This window comes from Streptomyces sp. NPDC107562, assembly GCF_055657325.1.
In genome coordinates, this window is record NZ_JBVKBE010000009.1 from 211,834 (window position 1) to 228,954 (window position 17,121).

Below are 17,121 nucleotides of genomic sequence, written 5' to 3' on the forward strand. Positions count from 1 at the left end.
GGCGAGCACGCCGGCGCCGAGGGGCACGGGGAACCCCGCGACCGGCCCCGTACCGCCCGCACCCCTACGCCGGACCGTTCCTACGCCAGCAGGCCCGACGACTTCCACAGCCGCCGCCCCACTCCCCGCAGCACGCCGATGTCGTCCAGGAAGTCCGTCAGGCGCTTCGCGCCGGTCTGCATGACCTCCCGCCGGTGGCCGCTCTCCTTCACCTGGGCGAGCGCCTCGCGCCGGTCCAGGCCGACGTTGGTGTAGACCTCGGGATTGACGAAGGCCACCGAGAAGACCCGGGCGAACTCTCCGGAGGTGATCCGCGTGAACTCCTGGGACCACTTCGGCGCGGTGACCATCTGGCGCCGCAGTTCCTCCCGGGCGTACCGGACGTGCCGGGCCTCCTCCACGACGTGGATGCGCGTGACCCCACGGACCAGCGTCTGCACGCGCTCGTCGGGGAAGGTCAGCCGCTGCATCCAGTCGAGCACCTCCTCGCCGAGCAGGGTGGCGGTGAAGGAGCCGGGCGTGGTCGAGATGGTCTTGAACAGACGCCCGAGGTGCTGGTGTGCCCGGCTCACGGGGTACCAGGGCGTCTCGCCGCGGGCTATCAGCCGGGCGAACATCTTCGAGTGCCGGCACTCGTCCTCGATCTCGGTCAGCGCGTAGCGCACGTGCGCGCTCGTCGCCGCCTTGTCGTAGATGTGCCGGACCAGCAGCTGCATCAGGATGAGCTCGAACCAGATGCCCAGCGACGCCAGCGCCGCCGCCTCGTGCTGGGAGAGCAGGATCCGCTGCTCCTCGCTCATCCGCCGCCACATCGGTGTGTCGTACAGCGACACCAGCTCCGGCGGCCAGAACCACTTGCCCTCCTCGAAGGGGGCGTCCCAGTCCAGTTCCTTGTCCGGGTCGAAGGAGTGCTTGGCGGAGGAGTCGAGCAGTCGCTCGGCCACCTGCTCGCGATCCTTGAGCAGGCCCAGCGCGTCGCGCAGCCCGTCCAGGGCTTCGGCTTCGGTGAGGGTCGTCATGCCCTTATGAGACTGCGCGTCAGCAAGCCCGTCAATCCCTTGCGCGCCACTTGTTGACCGCGGGTCTACTACGTGTGAGCCTGCGAACATGTCGACCTTCGACCTGTACGCCATGGACCCCGGCGAGCCGAACTGGCCGGTCCCCGCGACCGGGAAGGCCCGGTTCAACTGGGAGTACGACGACGGACGCGACCGCCTGCTGGCCCTCTACCAGAAGGGCAAGGACAAGCAGTGGGACGGGCAGAGACGGATCGACTGGGACCTGGAGGTCGACCCGTACGACCCCCTCGGCACCCCCGACGAGGCGCTCTCCCTGTACGGCACCAGACACTGGGCGAAGCTCTCCGAACGGGACAAGGGCGAGCTGCGCCGGCACTACTCCTCCTGGCAGTTCAGCCAGTTCCTGCACGGCGAGCAGGGCGCGATGATCTGCGCGGCCCGCATCGTCGAGTCCGTGCCCGACCTGGACGCCAAGTTCTACTCGGCGACCCAGACCATGGACGAGGCCCGGCACGCGGAGATCTACGCGCGCTTCCTCCAGGAGAAGATCGGGATGCTGTACCCGATCAACGACAACCTCCAGTCCCTGCTCGGCGACACCCTGCGCGACAGCCGCTGGGACATGCCCTACCTGGGGATGCAGGTGCTCATCGAGGGCCTCGCCCTCGCCGCCTTCGGGATGATCCGCGACACCACCGACAAGCCGCTGCCCCAGCAGATCCTCGCCTACGTCATGCAGGACGAGGCCCGGCACGTGGCCTTCGGGCGGATGGCCCTGCGGGACTACTACAAGCAGCTCTCCGACGCCGAACTGCGCGAGCGCGAGGAGTTCGTGATCGAGGGCTGTCATCTGATGCGGGACCGGCTGCGCGGCGTGGAGGTGCTGGAGAACTTCGGCATCGCGCGGGCCGAGGCGGAGGAGTACAGCGAACGCTCCGAGTTCCTCGCCCTGTTCCGCAAGCTGCTGTTCAGCCGGATCGTGCCGTGCGTGAAGGACATCGGCCTGTGGGGCGAACGCCTCCAGCAGGCCTATGTCGACATGGGCGTCTTCGAGATGGGTGACTCCAACCTCGATCTGCTGATGGCCCAGGACGAGGAGATCGCCGAGGAGCTCGACGCACGGCGGTTCGCGGCCGAGGAACGGGAACGGGTGGCCGAGGTGACGGAGGCGATCGATTCAGGAGCCGAACAGGACTCCTAGGGCCGGTCGGGCCGGTCGGGCCGGTCGAGCCGGGCGCGGTCGGTCGGTGCCGGTCGGGGGCCGAGCACCGCCTGCATCACCGCCCGGGCGATCGGGGCCGCCATGCCGCCCCCGGTGATGTCACGGCGGTGCGCGGCCGCGTCCTCCACCACGACCGCGACCGCGACCTTCGGCTCCAGGTCCTGATCGCCCTGCGCCCACGAGACGAACCAGGCATAGGGGGTACCGGAGTTGTCGACGCCGTGCTGCGCGGTGCCGGTCTTGCCGCCTACCGTCGCGCCCGGGATCGCCGCGTTCTTGCCGGTGCCGCGCTCCACCACGTCGCGCATCAGCTCCCGCATCCGCGCCGCGGTCGAGGGGTACATGGCCTGACGCAGCGGGCGGGTGCCGACCGAGGAGATGATGGCGCCGCGGCCGGTGGTGGTCCGCTCGACCAGGTACGGCTCGCGCACCTGGCCGCCATTGGCGACCGCCGCCGAGACCATCGCCATCTGCAGGGGCGTGGCCCGCGTGTTGAACTGCCCGATCGACGACAGGGCCAGCTGCGCCCTGTCCACCGTGGTGTCGAAGGTGCTCGGCGCCACCGAGTAGGGAATGCGCAGATCGGTGTCGTTGAAGCCGAACGCCTGGGCCGTCGCGGCCATGCGCGTCACGCCGACGTCCACGCCCAGCTTGGCGAAGACCGTGTTGCAGGACCATTCGAAGGCCTTGCGCAGCGAGGCGTCTGCGCAGCGTCCGCCCTCGTTGCGCAGGGTCGTCAGGGTGCCGGGCAGGGTGTACGGGTCGGGCGAGCGGGTCCGCTTGTCGAGATCCTTGATCACCCCGGCGTCCAGTGCCGCCGCCGCGGTGACCACCTTGAACGTCGAACCCGGCGGATAGGTCTGCCGTACCGCACGGTTCAGCATCGGCTTGTCCGGGTCCTCGTTCAGCCCCAGCCAGGACCGGGCGACCGCGGGCCCGTTCCCCGACAGCGCCGCCGGATCGTACGAGGGGGTGGACACCAGCGCCAGGATCCGGCCCGTGGCCGGCTCGATCGCCGCGACCGCGCCCTTGCGGTCGCCCAGCCCCTCGAACGCCGCCCGCTGGGCCGCCGCGTCGAGGGTGGTCACGACGTCGCCGCCGACGCCCCGCGCGCGGGTGAAGTCGTTCCACAGGGGGAACGGCGAGAGCACCGGGTCGCTCCCGGAGAGGGTGCCGTCCTCCGCGTGCTCCAGGAAGGTGGTGCCGTACACCTGCGAGGCGAAGCCGGTGACGGGGGCGTACAACGGGCCCTGCCGGTAGGTGCGTTCGTAGCGGAGCGGCTCGCCGGTGTCCTTGGAGCCGGTGACCGGCCGGCCGCCGACCAGGATGTCGCCGCGCGGCTGGCCGTAACGGCTGATCTCGTGGCGGCGGTTGGCCGTGTTGGCGTCGTACTGGCCCGCCTGGAAGACCTGGATGCGAGCCGCGTTGACCAGGAGGGCGACGAGCAGCAGGGCGCAGAAGGCGGCGGCGAGGCGGATGTGCCGGGTCACGGGGCGACCTGCCCGCCATCACTGCGGCGGGCCGAATGGCTCACCCGGATCAGCAGGGCCACGATCGCCCAGTTGGTGACCACCGAGGAGCCGCCCTGAGCCAGGAACGGCATCGCCATGCCGGTCAACGGGATCAGTCCGGTCACCCCGCCCGCGATGACGAACACCTGGAGCGCCACGATCGAGGCGAGGCCCACCGCGAGCAGCCGGCCGAACGGGTCGCGCTGGGCGAGGCCCGCCCGGTAGCCGCGCTCGACCAGCAGGCCGTACAGCAGGAAGATCGCGGAGAGGCCGGCCAGGCCCAGTTCCTCGCCCGCCGTCGCCAGGATGAAGTCCGACTTGGTGGCGAAGCCGATCAGGAAGGAGTGGCCGAGGCCCAGGCCGGTGCCGAGGATGCCGCCCGCCGCGAAGGCGAACAGCGACTGGGCGAGCTGGTTGGGGCCCTGGCCCGCCTCGATGGAGGCGAACGGGTGCAGCCAGTCCTGGATCCGTGCGGCCACGTGCGGTTCGGTGCGGCCGACGGCGACCGCGCCGAGCGTCGCCAGCAGCAGGCCGACGGCGATCCAGCCGGTGCGGCCGGTGGCGACGTAGAGCATGACGACGAACAGGCCGAAGAAGAGCAGCGAGGTGCCGAGGTCGCGTTCCAGGACCAGTACGCCGACGCTGACCAGCCAGATGGCGACGATCGGGCCGAGGACGCGGCCTGTGGGGATCTGGAGGCCCCACAGGCGCCGGCCGGAGTAGGCGAGGGCGTTGCGGTTCGCGGCCAGGTACGCGGCGAAGAACACGGCCAGCAGCACCTTCGCGAACTCGCCGGGCTGGATCGAGAACCCGGCGATCCGGATCCAGATGCGGGCGCCGTTCACCGCCGGGAAGAAGATCGGCAGGGTGAGCAGCACCAGCGCGGCGGCGACGCACACGTACGCGTAGCGCTGGAGCACCCGATGATCGCGCAGGGCGGCCACGACATACGCGAACAGGGTGACGCCGAGCGCCGACCAGACCAGCTGGGCCGGGGCCGCGCGGTCACCCGGTGTCTCCAGGTCCAGCCGGTAGATCAGCACCAGGCCCAGGCCGTTGAGCAGCACGCCGATGGGCAGCAGCAGCGGATCGGCGTAGGGGGCGCGCACCCGGACCGCGAGGTGCGCGAGCAGGGCGAGGACGCCGAGGCCCGCGCCGTAGCCCGCGGCACCGGGCGGGACGGCACCGGTCCGGGCGAGGCCGGTGACGCAGTACCCGTACACCGAGAGGAGGACGGCCACGACGATGAGGGTGAGTTCGATGCCGCGGCGCCGGGGGGGACGGACGTCGGGGGCGGGCGCGTCCGCTGCCACGGCGGTTCCGGTTGCGGCCTTCGTCATGTCCGGAACCTACCCAAATGGTGTGGCTCGCGTGCCGTCGGCGTCAGCACCAGCGTGGCGCGGGCCCCTGGTTGTTGATGTAGCGGGCGGGTCCCCAGGCCCAGGTGCGGCCCTTCAGGAGGTACCAGAGCGGGTTGCTCCGCACCCGGTCGCCCGCCGCCTTGCAGTAGATGCGCACCACGTCGCCGCGGTCGACCCGGCCGATGACCCGGCTCGTCAGGGTCGGGCGGGAACGCACCGCCAGGTTGTCGGCGGTGACGACACCGCGATAGGTCGCCTGGTTGGCGCCGTCGTCGCCACCGATGCCGTCGTCGCCGCCGATGCCGTCGTCGAAGTCGCCGTCGTCGAAGTCGTCGTCGTCGCCGAGGTCCCAGTCCTCCGCGTCGTCGTCGAAGTCGTCATCGAAGTCGTCGTCGAAGTCGTCGTCGAAGTCGTTGTCGGAGTTGTTGTTGTGCTTGCCGTTGCCGTTGCCGTTGCCGTTTCCGCCGAAGCCGTCCCGGCCGTCGTTGCCCCGGCCGCCGCCGGCGAACACGTCGACGTTGCCGTTGCCCGCGTAGACGTCGACGTTGCCGTTGCCGCCGTTGCGGAACCAGTCGTTGCCGTTGAACCCGCCGACCCCGTTGCCGTTCCCGTTGAATCCTCCGACTCCGTTGCCGTTGCCGTTGAACCCGCCGTTGCCGTTGAACCCGCCCCGGTTGCCGGCGAACACGTCGACGCCGCCGTTCCCGGTGAAGACGTTGACACGGCCGTGGCCGCCGTAGTCGTGATAACCGAAGCCCGGACCGAATCCCGGCCCGAATCCCGGACCGAAGCCCGGCCCGAAACCTCCGACACCGAAGCCGGGGACGGGCACGGGGACCGGGGCGGGGACCGGGACGGGGGCGGGGACGGCGGCACCGGTGCCCGCCTCACCACCAGGGGCGGGGACGGCGCCGGTCCCCGGCTCGCCACCGGGGGCGGGTGCGGGCGCCGGGCCGGTACCCCTGCCGGGGCCGGGAGCGGAGTCGTCGCCCCAGATACCACCGGCGACGGCCGGGGAGACCGCCAGCGCGGTGGCCAGGGCACCTCCGGCTGCCGTCATGGCGAGACGGGTGCGGGAAGAGCGCAGGGACATGGGGAGAACCTCCCGTGACAGGGCGGGGCGAAGCTGACTAATCGCCACATTAGGAGCGTGCTTCGCGAGGCGCCCGTCACAGTGCGCCATCGGGGAGGGGGGCCTCCTCGTCCGCCGTACTCGGGTGCGGCGGAGCCTGAGGCAGTGTCAGCCGTGCCACCGCACCGCCGCCCGGCGCGTGGCGGAACTCCAGCCGGGCGCCCAGCACCTCCGCCTGGCCCAGCGCGATGGTCAGTCCGAGGCCGTGCCCCTTCGCCCCGCCCTCCGTGCGAAACCGCTGCGGCCCGTGCGCCACCAGGTACTCCGGATAGCCCGCACCGCGATCCCGCACGGTCACCACCGGTCCGTCCACCGTCAGCACGACCGGTGGCCGGCCGTGCTTGTGCGCGTTGGCGACGAGGTTGCCCAGCACCCGCTCCAGTCGCCGCCGGTCGGTCTCCACCCGCGTGTCCCGCACGACCCGCACCGCCGTGTCGGTGCCGGACGCGCGCACCACCCGCCGTGCCAGCGCGCCCAACTCCTCGGTGTCCAGATCCAGCCGCTCGCGCCCGGTGTCCAGCCGGGAGATCTCCAGCAGGTCCTCGGTGAGCGTGCGCAGCGCGGCCACCCGGTCGCGGACCAGCTCCGTCGGGCGGCCCGGCGGCAGCAGCTCGGCCGCCGCGTGCAGACCGGTCAGCGGGGTGCGCAGCTCGTGCGCCACGTCCGCGGTGAACCGCTGCTCGGCGAGCAGCTTGCCCTGGAGCGACGCGGCCATGGAGTCCAGCGCGGCGGCGACCGCGGCCACCTCGTCCTGCGGGCGGGTGCTGTCCCGGGTGCGCGGGTCGTGCACGCGCGCGTCCAGGTCGCCCGCGCTGATCCGCCGTGCCACCCGGGCCGTGGCGTGCAGGCGCCGGGTCACCCGGGACACCGCGAAGGCGCCCACCAGCACGGTCGCCCCGATCGCCAGCGCCGACGACCAGCCGATCGCCCGGTCCAGGCCCTCGATGGTGCGGGCCTGCTGGGAGTGGTCGACGGCCACCGCGAGGGCCCGGCCGCCGTCGACGGGACCCGCCGCCCACATCGTGGGCCGGCCGTCCTCGGCGACCATCGTGCCGCGCTCCCCGGCCGTCGCGAGCGAGCGCAGCGCAGCGGGCAGGCCGCGGGGATCCACCGCCGCGCCCGGCGGGAGCTGATCCCCTGCCTCGTAGGCCTCCGTCGCGTCCGCGAGCCGGGCCAGCGCGAGGGTGCGGGCCTGGCCGACGGTCTGGTTGGTCACCGAGACATGGACCAGGACGCCGAGCAGCGCGGCCAGGGCGCAGCACATCACCGTGATGAAGACGGCGGCCTTCACGGCGAGGGTGCCGGCCCACCGCGGCACCACGGGCCTCATCGAGCGCTCGCGGAGGGCGAGCCCGAGGGGCGGTGCGGGGCCGGCCGCTTGCCCGTGCGCAGCATCTCGTCGTGGGTGAGCAGCATCGCGCCCTGCTCGGTGTCCCAGCTCCACTGGAGCCGGTACTCGTACCCGGGGACCTCGGACGGGGCCCGCAGGATCACCGACCGACCGGCGATCTCGATCCCGGTCAGGGCGTCGTCGTACGCCATGACCTGCACCAGCCGGTGCTTCTCGACGGTGTAGACGCGCACGGCGGTGAGCTCGCCCGGCAGCAGCCGAAAGCCCAGCGTCATCTCGGGCCGTCCGTCGCCGGTCAGGTCCCGGTAGTACGGCTTCAGGACCGGGCAGCCCGTGCCGGTCCCGTCCGCCGGCGCGCCGCACCGCGCCATCCGGCTGTCCGTGCCCCGGTACGGCGCCTTGGCGCCCTCGTAGTCGGCGGGACTCCGGGCGATCTCCGCCCGCACCACCGCCACCGGGTCCACCTTGCGGATGTCGTCGTCGGGCACCGGGACGCCCTCGACCGTCTGGATGTCCACCTCGCCGATGTCGAAGGCCGGACTGGACGCCGGCGGCAGCCCGGGCCACAGCCGGGCCGGGCCGTCCGCGGTCGCCGTGGGCCCCGCGTCGCGCAGCTCGCCCGCGTCACCGCAGGCCGTCACGGTGACCGCGAGCAGCGCGAGGGCGGTGACGGCGGTGACGGCGGTGACGGCGCGGACGCGGCCGCGGGCGACGGGCGGGGTGGTGCGGCGGGGCACGGGGCTCCTGTGGTCCGGGGCGGTCGGGCCCGTACACCTTATGCGGGCGCGCACATTATTCGTGCGTACGGCTTATTTCTGTGAATGTTCTTTTTGTGCGGAAATCCGCATGTGGGTAGGGCCCCGTCCTGGTCCGGGACGGTTTCGCTTTCGGGGCTACTCCGCGAGTTCCTCCAGGAACCGCGCCGTCGGCAGCCCCGCGCGCAGGTACTCCACGAACAGCTCGTTGTGCAGCGCCCACGGGGAGCGGTGGGCGCGGATCAGCCGGATCGCCGACTCGGCGGAGCGGCCCCGCGCCATCAGGGCGTGCGCGACGACCAGGCCGGAGCGGTTGTAGCCGTGGTAGCAGCGGACCAGCACCTGCCGGCCCCGGTCCAGCGCGTCGCAGGCCGCCTCGGCCAGCCGGATCACCCCGGCCAGCTGGGTCCCGTCGAGAGGGCCGTCCGGAATCGGCCAGATCTGGTGGTGGACGTCCGGGTCGGGGCCGTGGCCGGGCAGCCGCAACAGAGTCTGGACGAGATCGAACTCGTCCCGGACGACGGCGACCTCCACCTGCCCCGAACGGCCCGTGAACTCGTGCCCGCCCATCCACAGACCGGGCACGATCTCGTTCCACGGCTTGTCCGGAGCCGGTACGTCGGGGTGCTTCCCGCGGGTACGCAACGCGCCTCCCCAGCCCTGCACGGGCGGGCCGGTGCCAACTGCTGTCAAAGGTAGCCGGGTTCTTGCCCCTGGAGCACCCCGCCTGTTCCCATGGTCGTGGGGTGATGTGCATGAGCGGACTGCGCGTCGTACCGATCTGGCGGCACGGTCGCGAACGACTGTACGTCTGCCTCACGGACGGCAGGAACATCGCCTGGTACGACCGTGAGGCGGCCCGGGTCGTGCTGCTCGGCGAGGACCGCGCAGACGACGTCCTCGAGGCTCTGGGCCCCTTCCTCACCGGCTCCGTCACGGTCGGCCCGCCACCGGTCCCGACCCCCGCTGAGCTGGCCCGGCTCAGCCTGCACCCGGACGACGACCTCGCTCCCAACCGGCCCGGCGAGGCCCTCCTGATCGCCCTGGACCGGGATCCGGGCGCGCCGGGACCCCGGCTGCGCGCCGACCCCCGGCGCCGGGCGCTGGAGGCCGAGCAGGCGGTGGGGGAGGCGCTGGACCGCATGGACGGCGCGGGCTGGCACGCCCTGCACTCCGTGCCGCTGCCCGGCGGCGACCGGGTCCACCACCTGGTGATCGGCCCCGGCGGGCTCTTCGCCGTGCACGCCCTGTACGCGCGCAGGCAGCGTGTCCTCGTCGCCGACCCGATGGTCGCGCTCGGCAGGCGGGAGGGGCGGCCGCTGCTGCGCCGGGTCCGCGCCGGGGCGGACCGCGCCTCCTACGCCCTGACCGCCGAGGTCCGTCCGGTCCTCGCCCTGGTCGGCCCGTCCCGTGTCTCGGTCCCCGGCCCGGTCCGCGAGGTCCGCGTCCTCACGGACACGGACCTCGACGGACTCTCCCGCCTCGGCGGCGTGCTCAAGCCGGCCGACGTCGAGGCCCTGCACGCGATGGCCAGGGACAGGAACACCTGGGCGAGGGTGTGACCCCGCTCAGCGCACGGGGCGGAAGTGGTGGTCCAGCGCGTAGTTCCCGATCGCCTGGCCCACCCGGGTGCCCGCCTCGCCGCTGGTCCGGTACTGGATGCCGCCCCACATGCCGGCGCCGGTCACGTCACGGTGGAAGTCGGCCGCCTTCGTGTACGTGCGGGTGGTGCCGGTCACCGCGGACGAGATCCGGAAGTCGATGTTCCCGCCGGTCAGCCGGTGGAGGACGGCCATCGCGGCGCCGTCGGCCGCGGTGTGGCCGCTGATGTGGTCGGGGTGGGCGGGCGTGCGCAGCAGCGGCTCCCACGCCGGGTCGGAGGCGGTGGCCAGGTTGCCGTCCGTGCCGGCCTGGCGGATCGCCGTGACCGGCCGCCACTGGGCGTGTGTGAGCTTGGCGTTCCACGCGGTGATCGTCGCGTCGGCGGCCGCCGTGTTGGCCGCCGCGAACAGCCGCGCCGCGTCCACCAGGTCCAGCCCGTGCCGCTTGACGTGGTCGCGGTATCCGGCCTGGAGCTGCACCGGCAGCACATCGCTGAAGAACTTCGCGGTCTCCGTCTGGCGGGCCGTGCGCACCTTGCTGTTCTTCGCGCCCAGCACCCGTACCTCGGCCAGCTCGCGGGCGTAGCGGCGGGTGTCCGTCGCGGGCGGAGCGCCCGGCCGGAACCGCTCGGCGGAGTCCAGCACCATCGGCTTCACCTTCGCCAGCCACGGCACGCGGAAGGGCGTGTTGTCCGGCGCGGTCGGCCGCCACACGCCGGGCGCGGGCGACTTGGTGAAGGCCACCGCCGCTCCCCGTCCGTCCTGCACGCGCAGCTGGACGAGACGGTCGGCGGCCCGCCGGCCGAAGGCGGCGCCCTGCTGCTCGGCCTGCCCGTCGGGGACGTTCTTCAGCGACTTCGTGTAGGCGGCGTCGAGCCGGGCCCTGGACTTCGGGAAGTAGGTCAGCAGTACCCGGTGCGCGGCGGCGGCGGCCGCCGCCTCGGCCGAGGCGCCGGCGGGAGCCCGTCCGTCCCACCGGTACGGCGCGTACCGGCCCTCGATGCCCACGACCGCGTTGTAGACGGCGGCCGAGACGAAGCCGAGCCAGACGTTCTGCTCGGGCGCGTACCGCTTGGCGTCGCCGCCCACCGTGGCGACGGCGACCGCGTTCCAGTCGAGGAGCACCTGGGCCTTCGCGGCGGCCGGGGCGCGGTCCGTGGCGGCGACGGTGGTGGCCGTCGTGGCGCCCAGCGCGAGCGCGGTCAGGCCGACGACGAGCGTGCGGCGACGGTGGGTGCGGCGGCGGAGGGCGGTGGGGCGGGTCGGGCGGGTCGTTTCCATGCTGGTCCCTTGCTGTGAGGTGCCCGTCGAGGGGCGCTGTGGCTCACGGCAGTGGACTGGCCCGCCCCTCGTCGAGCAGCGGGGCCAGCACATCGCCGTAGTCCTGCACGCGCGGGGCGATGTCGGTGGCGAGGAAGGTGAGTTGGCCGACGTCTCGGCACGCCTCGACTTCCTCCCAGGTCACCGGTGCCGAAACGGTCGGCGTCGCCCGCGCTCGCAGGGTGTAAGGAGTCGCCGTGGTCTTGCGCGCGGCGTTCTGACTCCAGTCGACGAAAACCTTTCCGGGCCGCAGACTCCGCGTCATCCGGTGTACGACCAGTCGGGGCATCGCCCGCTCCGCCTCGACGGCGAGCTCCTTGGCGTACTCCGTCACCCGGTCGGAGGGGGTGGGCAGGACCGCCGCGAGCAGATGCAGCCCCTTGGAGCCGGACGTCTTCGGGTACGCCTCGATCCCGTCCGCCGCCAGCCGTTCCCGCAGCCACAGGGCGACCTCGCAGGCCTGCACGACGGTGGCGGGCGGACCCGGGTCGAGGTCGAGGACGAGCCGGTCGGCGACGCCCGGTGCGGAGATCACCCATTGGTGGGTGTGGAACTCGGCGACCAGGTTCGCCGCCCACATCAGGCTCGGGAGGTCCTGCACCAGCACCATCCGTGCCGGCCCCTCCGACCGGGGCACCTCGGCGGTGGTGACCCACTCGGGGGTACCCGGCGGCACGTTCTTGGCGAAGAACACCTGCCCGTCGGGTCCGTCCGGATAGCGCAGGAAGGACACCGGCCGGTCCCGCAGATGGGGCAGCAGCACGTCGGCGTTCGTCGCGTAGTAGTGCAGCAACTCGCCCTTGGTGAAGCCGGTCGCCGGATGCAGCACCTTCTCCAGATTGCTGAGCGCGACCCGTCGCCCCTCCACCTCAGTGATCGGCGTCATACGATGAAGAATCACATGAAAAGCATGAGAATCATACGAACTCCACCGATACGTCATGACAGCCGCGGGAGCCTTGGGGGCCGCCAAGGCCGCCAAGGCCGCGCAGGTCAAGAAAGGTGCTGGACGTGCGATCCATTTGGAACGGCGCCATCTCGTTCGGCCTGGTCAGCATCCCGATCAAGCTGGTGAACGCCACCGAGAGCCACACGATCTCGTTCCGCCAGATCCACACCGAGGACGGCGGCAGGATCCGCTACCGCAAGTTCTGCGAGCTGGAGGACCGCGAGGTCAGTGGCGCCGAGATCGGCAAGGGGTACGAGGACGCCGACGGCTCGATCATCCCGATCACCGACGAGGACCTGGCACAGTTGCCGCTCCCCACCGCCAAGACGATCGAGATCGTGGCCTTCGTGCCGGGCGACCGGATCGACCCGCTCCAGATGGACGCGGCCTACTACCTCGCGGCGAGCGGCGCTCCGGCCGCCAAGCCCTACACGCTGCTGCGCGAGGCGCTCAAGCGGAGCAACAAGGTGGCCATCGCCAAGTTCGCGCTGCGCGGCCGGGAGCGGCTCGGCATGCTGCGGGTGGTCGGCGACGCCATCGCGATGCACGGGCTGCTGTGGCCGGACGAGGTCCGCGCACCCGAGGGCGTCGCCCCCGACACCGGTGTCACCGTCCGTGACAAGGAGCTCGACCTCGCGGACGCCCTGATGGACACCCTCGGCGAGGTCGAGCTGGAGGACCTGCACGACGAGTACCGCGAGGCCGTCGAAGAGGTCATCGCCGCCAAGGCGGCCGGCGAGGCGCCCCCCGAGGCCCCGGAACCCGCGGCCGGCGGCAAGGTGCTCGACCTGATGGCGGCGCTGGAGAGCAGCGTCCGCGCGGCGCGGGAGTCGCGCGGTGAGGCGCCGGCCGAGGACGCCGACGTCCACGCCCTGCCGCAGCGCAAGTCCAGCCGTACCGCGCCGAAGGAGCCTGCCGGGAAGAAGTCCACGGCGAAGAAGGCGGCCGCCAAGAAGACGGCGTCCAAGTCGGCCCAGGGGACGAAGAAGGCGGCGGCCTCGAAGAGCACGGCGAAGAGCACCGCGAAGACGGCGGCGAAGAAGTCGACGGCCAAGAAGACGACGGCGAAGACGACGGCGCGCAAGCGTTCGGCGTGAGCGGGTCGTCGCTTCGAAGTCGACAGGCCTGTCACAGAGTCCGGTCGCCGGCCGGTCACTCCCGCCCGTTCAGGTAGTCATGTTCGTGCACTGACCGAACTGACCGAACTGACGAACTGACCGAACGGAGCGGGACGCGATGCGATCCGGGCAGCAGGAGAACGAGACGCGGGACCAGGACGTCCCCGCAGACGCCTGGTGGGCGGGGATGGGCACGGTCGGCGGGCTGGTCCTGGTGCTGATCGGGGTCGCCGTGGCGGCCTGGGCCTTCCTGGACCTGCCGGGCAGCCCGGGCGGCGACCACGCCGTCTACCAGGCGGCCAAGGTCGGCGCGATCGGTGCCGTGGTCGCGGGTACGACGCTCCTCGCCCGCCGCAAGAAGGACACCGACGCCCCGGGCGACTGAGGACCCGCGGGGCAGCGCCCCGACAGCAGCGCCCGCCTCGCGCAACCGGGCGGCGACCTCCGTCGGCCTGCCTGGCCTGCCTGGCCTCCTGGCCTCCTGGCCTCCTGGCCTCCTGGCCTCCTGGCCTCCTGGCCTCCCGGCCTACCCGGCCTCCCGGCCTCCCGGCCTACCCGGCCTCCCGGCCTACCCGGCCTCCCGGCCTACCCGGCCTCCCGGCCTACCCGGCCTCCCGGCCTACCCGGCCTCCCGGCCTACCCGGCCTGCTCCGCCTGTGTCGCCGCCAGCGTCGCGAGTTCCTCCGCCGTGCGCGGGCCCGGCGCCGTACCGGCCAACAGGCCCTGGCCGCGCAGCAGTTCCGCCGCCGCGACACCCCACGGCAGGCGCAGGCCCGCCTCCCGGAGGAGGTGGGTGCGCGCCAGGTTCTCGGGTGCCGGGCCGGTGCGGACGCCGGACGGGGTGAGCAGGGCCGCGTCGTCGGCCCAGCGCAGCGCCAGGTCGACGTCATGGGTGGCCATCACCACCGTCGTACCGCTCGCGCGCAACCCGTCCAGGGTGGCGAGCAGCCGTTCCTGGCCGTCGGGATCGAGCCCGGCCGTCGGCTCGTCGAGGATCAGCACCCGCGGCCGCATGGCGACGGCCCCGGCGATCGCGGTCCGCTTGCGCTGCCCGTACGACAGCAGATGCGTGGGCCGGTCCGCCAGCGCGGCGATGTCCAGCGCGGCCAGCGCCAGGTCCACCCGCGCCCGCACCTCGGAGTCCGCGAGCCCCAGGTTGAGCGGCCCGAAGGACACGTCCTGCGCCACCGAGGCGGCGAAGAGCTGGTCGTCCGGATCCTGCACCACCAGCTGGACGGTGGTCCGCAACCGGGTCAGCCCCTTGCGGTCGTACGACACCGTGCCGCCGTCCACCGTCAACTCCCCGGCCCGCGGCCGAAGTCCCCCGCTGAGCAGCCGCATCAGCGTGGTCTTGCCGCTGCCGTTGCGCCCGAGCAGCGCCAGCGCGCGCCCCTCGCGCACCTCGAAGTCGAGGCCGGTGAGCACGGCCGGGCCGTCCTCGTAGGCGAACGACACGTCGCGCAGGGCGACCAGGGGGGCGGCCTCGCTCATGACAGCGGCCTTTCGAGTACGAAGGTGAGGGCGGTCAGCGCCCCGAGCAGCGCGACGCTCACGACCGTGAACGGCACGGAGACGCGGGCCTCGGGCACCAGGACGCGCAGGGTGCCGTCGTAACCGCGCCCGGCGAGCCCGGCCTGCAGGCGACTCGCCCGGTCGAACGCGCGCACGAAGGCCGTGGCGCCCAGCCCGGCCAGCGACCGCCACTGGGCGGCGCGCGTGGTGTGCCCGAGCCGCGCCGCCTGCGCCTCGCGGATCCGGCGCACCGAGTCGAGGAGCAGAAAGCTCATGCGGTACGTCACCAGCGCCACGTCCACCACGGGCGCGGGCACGCCGGCCCGCACCAGGCGGGGCAACAGGTCGGACATCGGGGTGGTGAACGCGAACAGCAGCACGCCGAGTGAGGCCGCCGAGGTCCGCAGCAGCAACTCCCCGGCACGGACCGCGCCGCCGCCCGCGAGACCGACGAACCCGCCCGGCCCCCCGACCCGCACCAGCAACGGCAGCGCGCCGGTGACGCAGAAGCCCAGCGGCACGCGGTACGCGAGCCACAGCCGCCGCCACGGCACGCCCGCCGGCCCGAGCAGCACGGCCAGCGCCGTCACCAGCACCAGCGCCGCTCCTGGCCAGGGCGGCAGCGAGATCGCCAGCACCGTGAGGCCCAGCCCGAGCACGGCCTTGTCCAGGGGGTGGCGGCGGCGCCAGCGACTGCTGTGCGCCGCCGCGTCGATCGGCAGCACGAGGCTCAGGCCCCTTCGGCCCCGTCGACACCGTCGGCCCCGGACACCCGCGCCGCGCCCTGCCGCTCCGTGGCCCGGGCCTCACCCTGGCGACGGCCCCTCCGGACCCCGAAGTAGTACGCGAGCGCGCCCGCGCCGACCGCTGCCTGGAGGGCGAACAGCCCCGACTCGATCTCACCGGACGGCGGCTCGTACAGCGGAGCGAACCAGGGCTCGTAGTCCGGGTCCAGCTCGGTGATCGCCGTCTCCGCCTCGGCGTCGGCGCCGGTGAACGGCTCCTCCTTGTGGTCGCCGAGGCCGAGCACCAGCGGAAGCACCGCGAGGGCGACGACCGCGAGCAGCAGCAGGAGGTTGGTCCTCGTGTGGCGCTTCATCGGGCCACCGCCTTCGCGTCGGCGTTCTCGCCGCGGGTCCCCTTGGTGAGCAGCACGCCCAGCCGGGTCAGTTCCCCCTTGCTGGACTGCACGAGCAGTCGCATCACCAGCACCGTCAGCAGCCCCTCGCTCACCGCGAGCGGGATCTGCGTGACCGCGAAGATGGAGCCGAACTTGCCGAGCGCGCCGAGGAATCCGCTGCTCGGGTCGGGAAAGGCGAGCGCCAGCTGGACGCTGGTGACGCAGTACGTGGACAGGTCGGCGACGAACGCGCCGAAGAACACGGCGACCATCAGCGGCACGTCGTAGCGCCGCAGCAGCCGGTAGACGCCGTACCCGGCCCAGGGGCCGACGATCGCCATCGAGAAGACGTTGGCGCCGAGCGTGGTCAGTCCGCCGTGCGCCAGCAACAGCGCCTGGAACAACAGGGTGATGGTGCCCAGCACCGCCATGACCGGCGGCCGGAACAGGATGGCGCCCAGTCCCGTGCCGGTGGGATGCGAGCAACTTCCGGTCACGGACGGCAGTTTCAGGGCCGACAGGACGAACGTGAAGGCGCCCGAGGCGCCGAGCAGCAGGGTGCTCTCGGGATGTTCCCTGACCTCACGGGTGAGGGAACGGACTCCGTGGACGACGAACGGCGCGGACGCGGCACCCCAGGCGATCGCGTGCGCCGGAGGCAGAAAACCCTCGGCTATGTGCATGGCTTCAGCAGACCCTCTCCAGCACCTCGTGGATGGTGTACAACGTGCCTCGGCCGGTCTCCTGGCTGACGGGTGACACCGCCCGTGCTCCGCCTTCCCGGGTCACTAGGACCCAGTGGCTGCCCCTGAGGGCCGGAGCCGGACTTCCCGATCACAGTGGCGAGGGCCGCACCGGTATCGCACCGGATTTCCCGTTCACCAAGGCGTGGCGACAGTAGTGCGCCCGCGGGGGTGGTGACAAGCGGCGCATCGGGGGCGCGAAGGCGCTGGTCACGCGGCGCGCCGAGGCGGCGCGCGGGGCCGGCGCCGCTGGTCGACGCCGGGTTCGGGGCCGGGTTCGGGGCCGGTTCGGGGCCGCTCCCCGAAGGTGGCCCGATAAAGGGCGCGCCGAACGGCTGGACAGCAACGGCGTGGGGAAATAAGTGAGTTGAGAGGCAGTTCGCCGACCGGGGGGCACGCCGAACCGG

Annotated in this window: 17 protein-coding genes and 1 riboswitch; of the genes, 4 read left to right on the plus strand and 13 right to left on the minus strand. The window is 72.7% G+C overall.

What is annotated here, in order from left to right; translation table 11 throughout:
• Nucleotides 1–80: 80 nt before the first annotated feature.
• On the minus strand, nt 81–1,019 hold the full coding sequence (locus ACZ7LV_RS24770) for an AurF N-oxygenase family protein (protein ID WP_471942253.1): 939 nt from the start codon (nt 1,017–1,019) through the stop codon (nt 81–83).
• 88 nt (nt 1,020–1,107) lie between these two features.
• On the opposite strand from ACZ7LV_RS24770, the gene ACZ7LV_RS24775 reads away from it, so the two are divergent.
• A complete protein-coding gene (locus ACZ7LV_RS24775) occupies nt 1,108–2,220 on the plus strand; it encodes a ferritin-like domain-containing protein (protein WP_471942255.1) in 1,113 nt (370 codons plus the stop codon).
• Here ACZ7LV_RS24775 and ACZ7LV_RS24780 read toward each other — a convergent pair.
• From ACZ7LV_RS24780 to ACZ7LV_RS24805, 6 genes are all read right to left on the minus strand, one after another.
• A complete protein-coding gene (locus ACZ7LV_RS24780) occupies nt 2,217–3,731 on the minus strand; it encodes a penicillin-binding transpeptidase domain-containing protein (protein ID WP_471942256.1) in 1,515 nt (504 codons plus the stop codon). The two genes, ACZ7LV_RS24775 and ACZ7LV_RS24780, sit on opposite strands and share 4 nt — an antisense overlap.
• Complete coding sequence (locus tag ACZ7LV_RS24785) at nt 3,728–5,092, minus strand: FtsW/RodA/SpoVE family cell cycle protein (RefSeq protein WP_471942258.1); 1,365 nt, start codon at nt 5,090–5,092, stop codon at nt 3,728–3,730. The genes ACZ7LV_RS24780 and ACZ7LV_RS24785 overlap by 4 nt, the downstream gene beginning before the upstream one ends.
• 43 nt (nt 5,093–5,135) lie before the next feature.
• The gene (locus tag ACZ7LV_RS24790; RefSeq protein ID WP_471942260.1) at nt 5,136–6,206 is read right to left on the minus strand and encodes an SH3 domain-containing protein; all 1,071 of its coding nucleotides are present in this window, start codon (nt 6,204–6,206) and stop codon (nt 5,136–5,138) included.
• A gap of 76 nt (nt 6,207–6,282) precedes the next feature.
• Nucleotides 6,283–7,575: an ATP-binding protein gene (locus tag ACZ7LV_RS24795; protein WP_471942262.1), complete on the minus strand. Its 1,293-nt coding sequence runs from the start codon at nt 7,573–7,575 to the stop codon at nt 6,283–6,285.
• Nucleotides 7,572–8,333, minus strand: a complete 762-nt coding sequence (locus tag ACZ7LV_RS24800) for a hypothetical protein (protein WP_471942264.1) — start codon at nt 8,331–8,333, stop codon at nt 7,572–7,574. The genes ACZ7LV_RS24795 and ACZ7LV_RS24800 overlap by 4 nt, the downstream gene beginning before the upstream one ends.
• Nucleotides 8,334–8,489: 156 nt before the next feature.
• Entirely contained in the window at nt 8,490–8,996 is a 507-nt protein-coding gene (locus tag ACZ7LV_RS24805) for a protein-tyrosine phosphatase family protein (RefSeq protein ID WP_471942266.1), read from the minus strand.
• 110 nt (nt 8,997–9,106) lie between these two features.
• Between ACZ7LV_RS24805 and ACZ7LV_RS24810 the strand changes: the two genes are divergently transcribed.
• On the plus strand, nt 9,107–9,913 hold the full coding sequence (locus ACZ7LV_RS24810) for a nuclease-related domain-containing protein (RefSeq protein WP_471942267.1): 807 nt from the start codon (nt 9,107–9,109) through the stop codon (nt 9,911–9,913).
• Between the two features lie 6 nt (nt 9,914–9,919).
• Here the strand turns inward: ACZ7LV_RS24810 and ACZ7LV_RS24815 are convergent, their stop codons facing one another.
• A complete protein-coding gene (locus tag ACZ7LV_RS24815) occupies nt 9,920–11,233 on the minus strand; it encodes a vanadium-dependent haloperoxidase (protein WP_471942269.1) in 1,314 nt (437 codons plus the stop codon).
• 43 nt (nt 11,234–11,276) lie between these two features.
• Nucleotides 11,277–12,158, minus strand: a complete 882-nt coding sequence (ligD, locus tag ACZ7LV_RS24820) for a non-homologous end-joining DNA ligase (RefSeq protein ID WP_401673298.1) — start codon at nt 12,156–12,158, stop codon at nt 11,277–11,279.
• A gap of 125 nt (nt 12,159–12,283) precedes the next feature.
• On the opposite strand from ligD, the gene ku reads away from it, so the two are divergent.
• Together ku and ACZ7LV_RS24830 are read left to right on the plus strand one after the other, a co-directional pair.
• Complete coding sequence (gene ku, locus ACZ7LV_RS24825; RefSeq protein WP_471942271.1) at nt 12,284–13,318, plus strand: non-homologous end joining protein Ku; 1,035 nt, start codon at nt 12,284–12,286, stop codon at nt 13,316–13,318.
• A 139-nt stretch (nt 13,319–13,457) separates the two neighbouring features.
• Nucleotides 13,458–13,724, plus strand: coding sequence for a hypothetical protein (locus tag ACZ7LV_RS24830; RefSeq protein WP_471942273.1), 267 nt, complete (start codon nt 13,458–13,460; stop codon nt 13,722–13,724).
• A gap of 251 nt (nt 13,725–13,975) precedes the next feature.
• Here the strand turns inward: ACZ7LV_RS24830 and ACZ7LV_RS24835 are convergent, their stop codons facing one another.
• From ACZ7LV_RS24835 to ACZ7LV_RS24850, 4 genes are read right to left on the minus strand one after another with little or no spacing between them, the layout of a single operon-like run.
• Nucleotides 13,976–14,830 (minus strand): ATP-binding cassette domain-containing protein, encoded by an 855-nt coding sequence (locus ACZ7LV_RS24835; protein ID WP_471942275.1) that lies wholly within the window; start codon nt 14,828–14,830, stop codon nt 13,976–13,978.
• Complete coding sequence (gene cbiQ, locus ACZ7LV_RS24840) at nt 14,827–15,576, minus strand: cobalt ECF transporter T component CbiQ (protein WP_471942276.1); 750 nt, start codon at nt 15,574–15,576, stop codon at nt 14,827–14,829. The genes ACZ7LV_RS24835 and cbiQ overlap by 4 nt, the downstream gene beginning before the upstream one ends.
• A gap of 5 nt (nt 15,577–15,581) precedes the next feature.
• Nucleotides 15,582–15,950, minus strand: coding sequence for an energy-coupling factor ABC transporter substrate-binding protein (locus tag ACZ7LV_RS24845; protein WP_471942278.1), 369 nt, complete (start codon nt 15,948–15,950; stop codon nt 15,582–15,584).
• A complete protein-coding gene (locus tag ACZ7LV_RS24850; protein ID WP_471942280.1) occupies nt 15,947–16,654 on the minus strand; it encodes an energy-coupling factor ABC transporter permease in 708 nt (235 codons plus the stop codon). Before ACZ7LV_RS24850 ends, ACZ7LV_RS24845 begins: the two co-directional genes overlap by 4 nt.
• Nucleotides 16,655–16,688: 34 nt before the next feature.
• Nucleotides 16,689–16,872, minus strand: a riboswitch (cobalamin riboswitch).
• Nucleotides 16,873–17,121: the final 249 nt, after the last annotated feature.